Here is a 7,328-nt window from a genome sequence, read left to right on the forward strand (position 1 = left end):
CCATTCTGACAGCATCCTCGCCATCCGGCTAAAATAAAGGCGGTGTGTCAAATTTTATCAATTTTGACACACCGCCATTTTGGATATTCCTTGATAAGGAGAGAAGTCAGATCCAGTCGTTCTGGCGTTCCCTGACAGCCATTGACTCGCTCAGAAGACGGATAAATTCCTGTGCGGCTCGTTTGCGGTATGTTCCGCGAAGAGTGTGTACACAGCCGGCAAGTTCATTTTCAGGGAAATCGAGGTGTATGGCTTTTATTCCCGATTCGTTGTGGATGGTGGCTTCTGCAAGCACAGACACAAGCATTGTCTGTCTGATTATCTTAAGCAGTATGTTCACTTCATTCAGCTCTATCTTTATCCTGAAATCGTAACCTGCGGGCTTGATGAGCTCGAATGCGTTGCGTGCCTGCAGTCCGCGCGAGGGGAGGGCAAGGTCGTATCTTTGCAGTTCCGACAGAGTTACGCTCTCTTTTTCTGCCAATGGATGACCCTCGGCAACGATGGCTGCGAGGTAATTCTGAAAAAGGATATGGGATTCAACCCCGTCTTCCGGTTTCCACGGTCTGAAAGCCAGCACGAAATCCACTTCTCTCGATTTAAGCAGTTCCATAAGTTCTGCCATGGGGCGGTAACAGATATTCAGTTTTATGTCGGGATACATCTTGCGGAACATTATGAGAGTCTCGGTGAGTATCGGGCTGAAAGAATAGGTAACACCGATGTTTAGGGTTCCGGCAGTCATGTTGTTGAGGTCCGATATGCGTGCGGCGCAAAGCTCCGCGGAGTTGACTGTGTGTCTGGCGTAGGGGAGCATCTCTTCTCCTGCTTCAGTGAGTGAGACGCTGTGGCTGCTGCGGATAAACAGAGGGGTGCCTAATTCGGTTTCAAGCTGTTTTATCTGTTGCGACAAAGTGCTCTGTGTTATGCATAGAGCTTTTGATGCCTCCGAGAAACTCAATGTCTCGGCTGTCTTTATGAAATATTTCAGTTGACGCAGTTCCATAATGTTATCGTGTGGCTTGGAATGATATCTTTTTCAAGAGAAAAATAGGTATTGTGGCGCCTACCGCCATTACGAGCAATATGCATACGCAGGTAAATGAGTTTGATGCGAAAAGATAGAAATAGCGGTCGAACTGCTCTTGACCGGCGCTGAGCACGCATAGTGCCGCACCTGCAAAAGAACGGTAGGCGTACATGCCCGGAATCATCGGGAGAAGTGCCGGGAAGAGACATGTCTCAGGAGGAGTCTTCACCACCGGAGAGAAGACTACAGCGATGATGCCGACCATGAACGCGGCGACGAGCGAGGCGGTGACTATGTGCAGTCTCACACCGAATTCAGGAGTCATCAGCATGAATCTGACGGCATGTCCGATTGCGGCTATAGCCGCGCAATAAAGATATGCCCTTGCCGGGGGACGGCTGATAGCTGCAAAACCGATAGCGGCTATCGCTGAAAACAATGCATCCTCTAAAATTTTTTCCAACATAATGTCTGAAATCCGTTTGGAATCTGTTTCTAAATCACTTCGTTTATCAATTTGAAATTCCTTCGATGTTTTCGTTCAAAACATTCCGGCGTTCATCATGAACATTGCGGCACACAACCCGATCGACAGGCATCCGGTGATTACCACCGCATCGAAGAAACGGCTCATGGAGCAGATGTAATATCGGTAAAGCATGTCGCTGAAAGAATTCAGCAATGGAATCCCCGGAACGAGATATAGAACGCTCGTTCCCAACGCGATGTCAGGGGTGCTTCCCAGAGCGAAAAGGGAATCGGTGGCACCGAGCACCGCCGAGACAAAAGCGCATATCGCCACAGTGGCGCGGATGTCGACTTTTTTTGAAAGCAGTTGGGTTTTAAGCCAGTATCCCGCCATAGTCGCCATAAACACGACCCCCATCGCAGTGATGTCGCCACCAAAAAGCCGGCAGAAAGAGGCGTTGGCAAGAGACACAAGCAAAAGCACGGTCCAGGGGTTCTGACGGTCGTTGGTGACAATTTCCCTGAACCGCTCTTCCGCCTCTCTGAGACTGATGCGTTTCTCGGCTATTGCCCAGCTGAGCTCGCTCAGACGTGTATTGATATTGAAACTGATAGGCGTGTGGCGTATTGTGGCTACGGAAGTTACGAAGTCACCACCGTTTTTGTCTCTTACCGAGATATGCACGTGACGCGGCATGATCGTAATGTCTACGGTCTTGCCATATGCGCGGGCAATGCGTGTCACATTCTTTTCAAGTCGCACGCAAGTTGACCCGCATCCGAGCAGCCATGCGCTGTAGTCAGACAGAAACACGCATACCTTCCTTACATCCGGTTCGCAGGTTTCTTTAAGTGGAATCTCTGTCATTTATTTATGGAAGAGAGGTTTTAATCAATATCTTCATCGCTGCCTTGCGGGTCTCCCGGTACAAAAAACTCCTCTCTTTCGCTACCGATCTCGAACGGACGGAAATGGAAGCGTTCCCTGCGGGAGGTGTGTAGAAAAATTATCGTTCTGGTAATAACAGCCAGAATAAGGATTCCGACAATCAGCAACCAAGTTAATAACGGCATGTCCATAGTTTTAGTTTTTTTGAATGTGAGCTCGTCTTGACTTATTCACGAAAGTTAAAATAATGATATCGTTGATTCTTTTCTCAGCCTTAGCGGATCTTTCCGGTTGTTTTCACCCCTCGCGTCACCGCCAGCGGTAAGGTTGCCGGCTCTTCGAATGGCGAAAACACCTCGGAAATATCTCGCTGATGTTAAGAAAAAATAAATCAATCAAGACAAGTTTTGTTTATTGATAGTTTGAGACCAAACAGACGTTTGTCAAAATGATTCTGCAAAATAACAATCGGAAACATTCATAAAATATGATTTTCATGCGGAAGTTTCGATAGCGGCGATAGATAGAATCTGTTTGAAAAGAAGCGAGGCGGCATATTTATGTTATGCCGCCTCGTAAATGAGTCTCAATTGGATTTGTTATGTGATGCCAATGACAGATACTGTGTGTTGTCTCGCAGTGTCGTTGTGTAAGAGGTGTTTGGATGGATGCTGAGCATATTTTAAAGTAGTTTAATAATATTTTTTATGGAAAGAGGGGAATTTTGATTATTTTTGCAATTTCGAAGGATATTCTCAAAATATCAGAATGGGTAAAATCATAGCAATAGCAAATCAGAAGGGCGGTGTCGGAAAAACGACCACCGCATTCAATCTCGGTGCGTGTCTGGCTGTGGCAGGCAAGCGTGTGCTTTTAGTAGATGCCGATCCGCAGGCAAACGCCACTTCGGGCATCGGCATGCAGCCCCAGCCTACAGATGCATCCATCTATGACTGTCTGGTTGACAATTATCCCGCGGCGGAGGCAATAATGCACTCTACTATCGATAATCTTGATATAATCTGCTCGCGTATCGATCTTGTTGGAGCGGAAGTGGAACTTATGAGCCGCCGCGACCGGGAGCGCATTCTCCAGAGACTGCTTGAGCCGGTCAAAGACGATTACGATTTCATTCTGATTGACTGTTCGCCATCGCTCGGGGTCATTACCATAAATGCGCTGACCGCATCAAATTCGGTCCTGATACCCGTACAGGCGGAATATTTCGCATTAGAGGGAATTTCCCAGCTTCTCAACACTGTGCGTATAATCAAGAGCCGTCTGAGACCGCAACTTGAGATCGAGGGTTTTCTACTGACCATGTATGATGCCCGTCTTCGTCTTGCCAACCAGATTTACGAGGAATTGCGAGGACACTTCGGAAAGATGGTGTTCGATACTGTAATACCCCGCAATATCAGACTGTCGGAATCTCCGAGTCATGGTCTGCCAGTGATCCTTTACGACCCCGATTCGCGTGGTGCCATATCCTATGTGCAGCTTGCCAAGGAGTTGCTGATGAGAAATAAAAAGAGTACGAAATCTGAAAACTAAGACAATTTGGCTTTGAAAAGAAATGCATTGGGACGGGGACTTGATTCGCTGATCTCAATGGGAGATATAAGAACTGAGGGCTCTTCGGCAATATCGGAAATAGATATCAGCCGCATCGAGCCCAATCCGGACCAGCCCCGTCGCTCGTTCGACGAGACAACTCTTGAAGAGCTTGCCGCGTCTATTCGCGAACTGGGTGTGGTGCAGCCGCTGACGCTCCGCATGAACGATGAGGGGAATTACCAGATAATTGCCGGCGAGCGGCGCTGGCGAGCGGCACGCAAGGCAGGTCTGACCTCTGTGCCGGCATATGTGCGGACAGTCTCTGACTCGGAAATGACTGAGATGGCTCTTATAGAGAACATCCAGCGCGAAGATCTGAACGCCATAGAGGTGGCTCTGGGGTTCAAGAAACTTATTGATTCGTATAATCTGACACAGGAACGCCTTTCCGAACGTCTCGGCAAGAAACGCGCCACGATAGCAAACCACCTGCGTCTGCTCCGGCTTCCCGCCGAGATTCAGCTTGGCTTGCGCGACAGAAAACTCGATATGGGTCATGCCCGTGCGATTCTGTCGGTGGAAGACCCTAAGATTCAGCTTAAGCTCTACAAGCAGGTGATAAAGGAGGGATTGTCTGTGCGTGCCGTGGAAGAACTCGGACGTAAGCTCGCGGAGGGTGAGAATCACGACGCTCCGGCAAAGGTGAAAAGTGAGAAATCCGCCGACATCCGTATGCTTGAGAAAGACTTCACAAGCTATTTCTCGATGCCGGTGAAGGTCTCGCGCTCACAGAGCGGAAAAGGGTCTGTTACATTCAAGTTCGCTTCTGACGACGAGCTTCATCAGCTTGTTAAAATATTCGAGAGATTAAAACAATGAGTCAGGAAAATAAGAGGCGCAATATCAGGTTATTCGGCAGAAATCTGCAACTTCGTCCCGCGGAGCGCGGTCTGGTGGTGGTGTTGGCGGTTGTGCTCCTTTTTCCGTTCGATTACCTTGTGTTGCCTGCCAGGGCGCAGAGTGTGGCGCAGCCTCAGTCTCCGGTCCAGCCTGATTCTGTGGTTTATGCCGATGCTGAGATCCTTGTCAAGGCGGACGAAGTGACGGATTCGATACCCCCTACGGAAGTCACAGCGGATGACTATCCATATGGGCTTGACGGCAAGATAGCTTTCAACCCCTCTCCGCAGAGGGCGGTGTGGCTGTCGGCATTGTGTCCTGGTTTAGGACAGATCTATAACAGACGCTACTGGAAACTTCCGATTGTAGTGGGCGGATTCATGGGACTCGGTTACGCCACAAACTGGAACAATAACCAATATCAGGATTATGTGCAAGGCTATCGGGATCTTGTCGNCNGCGATCCCAATACGAAAAGNTACCTCGATTTCTTTCCGCCAACAGTGAATGAGAGCGACCTTGACACCGAGTGGCTCACGCGCACGTTCAAGAGCCGCCGCGATTATTTCCGCAGAAACCGGGACCTGTGCATCATCTGCATTGTGGCGTTGTATCTGGTGTGTATGGTAGATGCGTATATCGATGCTTCTATGGCGCATTTCGACATCTCTCCCGACCTTTCGCTCGATATGAGTCCGACATTGATGCTGCAGCCTGCCTCGCGCAAGCCGGCGTTCGGAATCAACTGGGCATTTACTTTTTAAACAGCTTATAAAACGGCAGTCAGCCTAACGATATAGAATAATGAAGAATAAGATACGTCATATACTCCTTGCGTGTGCGGTAGCCGCAACAGCTCTTCCGTCGGTTTCTGCACCGCAGAAAAAAAACACTGTGCTTGATGTGAAGACAAGCATATCCGACAATAATATAATCTATCCGGAAAGTTTTGAGGCGGACACGCGCAAAATGCTTGAAGGGTGGTATATGAAAAACTATATGGCGACCGATGACCGCTATAGGAGAGAGGGTGATACCCGCAACGATGACAAGACAATACGCGAGCGTCTCGCACAACTCCCTACGGTTATAGAGATGCCCTACAATCAGATTGTAAGGTCTTATATAGACCGATATACGCAGAAAGGTCGCGAGCAGGTGACTGTGCTTCTTGGTCTCAGCCATTATTATCTTCCTATCTTCGAGCAGGCTCTTGAGGAGAGAGGTCTTCCTCTCGAACTGAAATATCTTCCGGTTATAGAATCGGGCCTTGATCCCAATGCTGTCTCCAGGCATGGCGCCACAGGACTGTGGCAGTTTATGATAGCTACGGCAAAAGGGTTGGGTATGGAGGTAAATTCTCTTGTAGATGAGCGTCGCGACCCGTATCTTTCATCTAAAAAGGCAGCCCAGTATCTCAGCGATCTGTATGCTACCTATGGGGACTGGAGTCTTGCAATCGCTGCCTACAATTGTGGTCCGGGGGCTGTAAACAAAGCCATCCGCCGTGCCGGAGGCGATCCCAGGCAACATGATTTCTGGTCGATATATAATTACCTTACGCCTGAAACGAGGGGATATGTGCCGATGTTTATAGCTGCGAACTATGTGATGAATTATTATCCGCAGCATAACATAAGTCCGGTGATTCCGACTAAACCTCTGATTACCGACACTCTGCAGATTTCGGACCGTGTGCATTTCAAGCAGATATCGGCAGTTCTTGATATTCCTGTAGATGAGCTTAGAGTCCTCAATCCTCAGTTCCGTGCTGATATTGTTCCCGGTTCTCCTGAACGTTCATATACACTTGTTCTCCCCTCCCAGCAGGTTCATGCATATCTGATGAGCGAAGATGCGATAAAGGCTCACGACGCGACAAAATATGCGCGTCGGGAAAACGTGCAACCGGGAGAACATCCGATGATCGCAGACAATTCTGTCCCGGAAACCGTTGCCGATACCAATCCTGAAGACAGTAATCTTCCTGTTGCCGCGGCTTCCGCTTCAAAGGGTGTTAGGACAGTTACCCACAAAGTCAAGCCGGGAGAGTCGCTTGCATCGATAGCAAAGACTTACAATGTGGCTCCCGAGCAGATCAAATCGTGGAACAGTCTGCGCAGGAACGCTGTCAGAACAGGGCAGCTTTTGCGTATCAATACCGCTTCCGGGGAAGGTGAGACGGAACTGCTGACTGCTGAGGCAACCGAGGTTCCCGCAGGCGGTGAGCGTACGTGGCAATCTGATGCACCGGCTTCGTCTTCCAGGAAATCAGTGCAAGCGGCTGCGGCAAAAAGCAAAACCAAGGCAAAGGCATCTGCTGCGAAAGCGCATAAGATAAAGAACGGCGAGAGTCTGAGCAGTATCTCCAAGAAATATGGTGTCAGCATTGCTGAACTCAAAAGGGCGAACGGCATGACCAATGACAAACTGCGTGCCGGAAAGACTGTGAAGATTCCTGCAAAATCAAAGAAGGGGTCAAAG

The 7,328-nt window shown here is 49.0% G+C and carries 8 protein-coding genes; 4 read left to right on the forward strand and 4 right to left on the reverse strand.

What is annotated here, in order from left to right; all coding sequences use genetic code 11:
• Positions 1 to 106 precede the first annotated feature (106 nt).
• The 4 genes from JX312_RS06525 to JX312_RS06540 form a co-directional block, all read right to left on the reverse strand.
• The gene (locus JX312_RS06525; RefSeq protein WP_123404410.1) at positions 107 to 1,006 is read right to left on the reverse strand and encodes a LysR family transcriptional regulator; all 900 of its coding nucleotides are present in this window, start codon (positions 1,004 to 1,006) and stop codon (positions 107 to 109) included.
• 4 nt (positions 1,007 to 1,010) lie between these two features.
• A complete protein-coding gene (locus tag JX312_RS06530; protein ID WP_123404408.1) occupies positions 1,011 to 1,496 on the reverse strand; it encodes a threonine/serine exporter family protein in 486 nt (161 codons plus the stop codon).
• 75 nt (positions 1,497 to 1,571) lie between these two features.
• Positions 1,572 to 2,366 (reverse strand): threonine/serine exporter ThrE family protein, encoded by a 795-nt coding sequence (locus tag JX312_RS06535; RefSeq protein ID WP_204457447.1) that lies wholly within the window; start codon positions 2,364 to 2,366, stop codon positions 1,572 to 1,574.
• Between the two features lie 20 nt (positions 2,367 to 2,386).
• Positions 2,387 to 2,572 carry a hypothetical protein gene (locus tag JX312_RS06540; RefSeq protein ID WP_124030027.1) on the reverse strand — a complete coding sequence of 62 codons (186 nt, stop codon included), beginning with the start codon at positions 2,570 to 2,572 and terminating at the stop codon, positions 2,387 to 2,389.
• A 583-nt stretch (positions 2,573 to 3,155) separates the two neighbouring features.
• On the opposite strand from JX312_RS06540, the gene JX312_RS06545 reads away from it, so the two are divergent.
• From JX312_RS06545 to JX312_RS06555, 4 genes are all read left to right on the forward strand, one after another.
• Positions 3,156 to 3,941 (forward strand): ParA family protein, encoded by a 786-nt coding sequence (locus JX312_RS06545; RefSeq protein WP_123404404.1) that lies wholly within the window; start codon positions 3,156 to 3,158, stop codon positions 3,939 to 3,941.
• Positions 3,942 to 3,998: 57 nt separating this feature from the next.
• Positions 3,999 to 4,823, forward strand: coding sequence for a ParB/RepB/Spo0J family partition protein (locus tag JX312_RS06550; RefSeq protein WP_124030084.1), 825 nt, complete (start codon positions 3,999 to 4,001; stop codon positions 4,821 to 4,823).
• A complete protein-coding gene (locus tag JX312_RS14110) occupies positions 4,820 to 5,608 on the forward strand; it encodes a DUF5683 domain-containing protein (RefSeq protein ID WP_239653835.1) in 789 nt (262 codons plus the stop codon). The genes JX312_RS06550 and JX312_RS14110 overlap by 4 nt, the downstream gene beginning before the upstream one ends.
• Positions 5,609 to 5,648: 40 nt before the next feature.
• The coding region (locus tag JX312_RS06555) for a lytic transglycosylase domain-containing protein (protein ID WP_204457448.1) at positions 5,649 to 7,328 on the forward strand (1,680 nt) is incomplete at its 3' end.

Source organism: Barnesiella sp. CU968 (assembly GCF_905219685.1).
GTDB classification, from domain to species: Bacteria; Bacteroidota; Bacteroidia; order Bacteroidales; family Muribaculaceae; genus Lepagella; species Lepagella muris_A.

Bases quoted from the DNA above. Each gene is read 5' to 3' on its own strand.
- JX312_RS06525 (WP_123404410.1), bottom strand. From the start codon at position 1,006: ATGGAACTGCGTCAACTGAAATATTTCATAAAGACAGCCGAGACATTG.
- JX312_RS06530 (WP_123404408.1), bottom strand. From the start codon at position 1,496: ATGTTGGAAAAAATTTTAGAGGATGCATTGTTTTCAGCGATAGCCGCT.
- JX312_RS06535 (WP_204457447.1), bottom strand. From the start codon at position 2,366: ATGACAGAGATTCCACTTAAAGAAACCTGCGAACCGGATGTAAGGAAG.
- JX312_RS06540 (WP_124030027.1), bottom strand. From the start codon at position 2,572: ATGCCGTTATTAACTTGGTTGCTGATTGTCGGAATCCTTATTCTGGCT.
- JX312_RS06545 (WP_123404404.1), top strand. From the start codon at position 3,156: ATGGGTAAAATCATAGCAATAGCAAATCAGAAGGGCGGTGTCGGAAAA.
- JX312_RS06550 (WP_124030084.1), top strand. From the start codon at position 3,999: ATGGGAGATATAAGAACTGAGGGCTCTTCGGCAATATCGGAAATAGAT.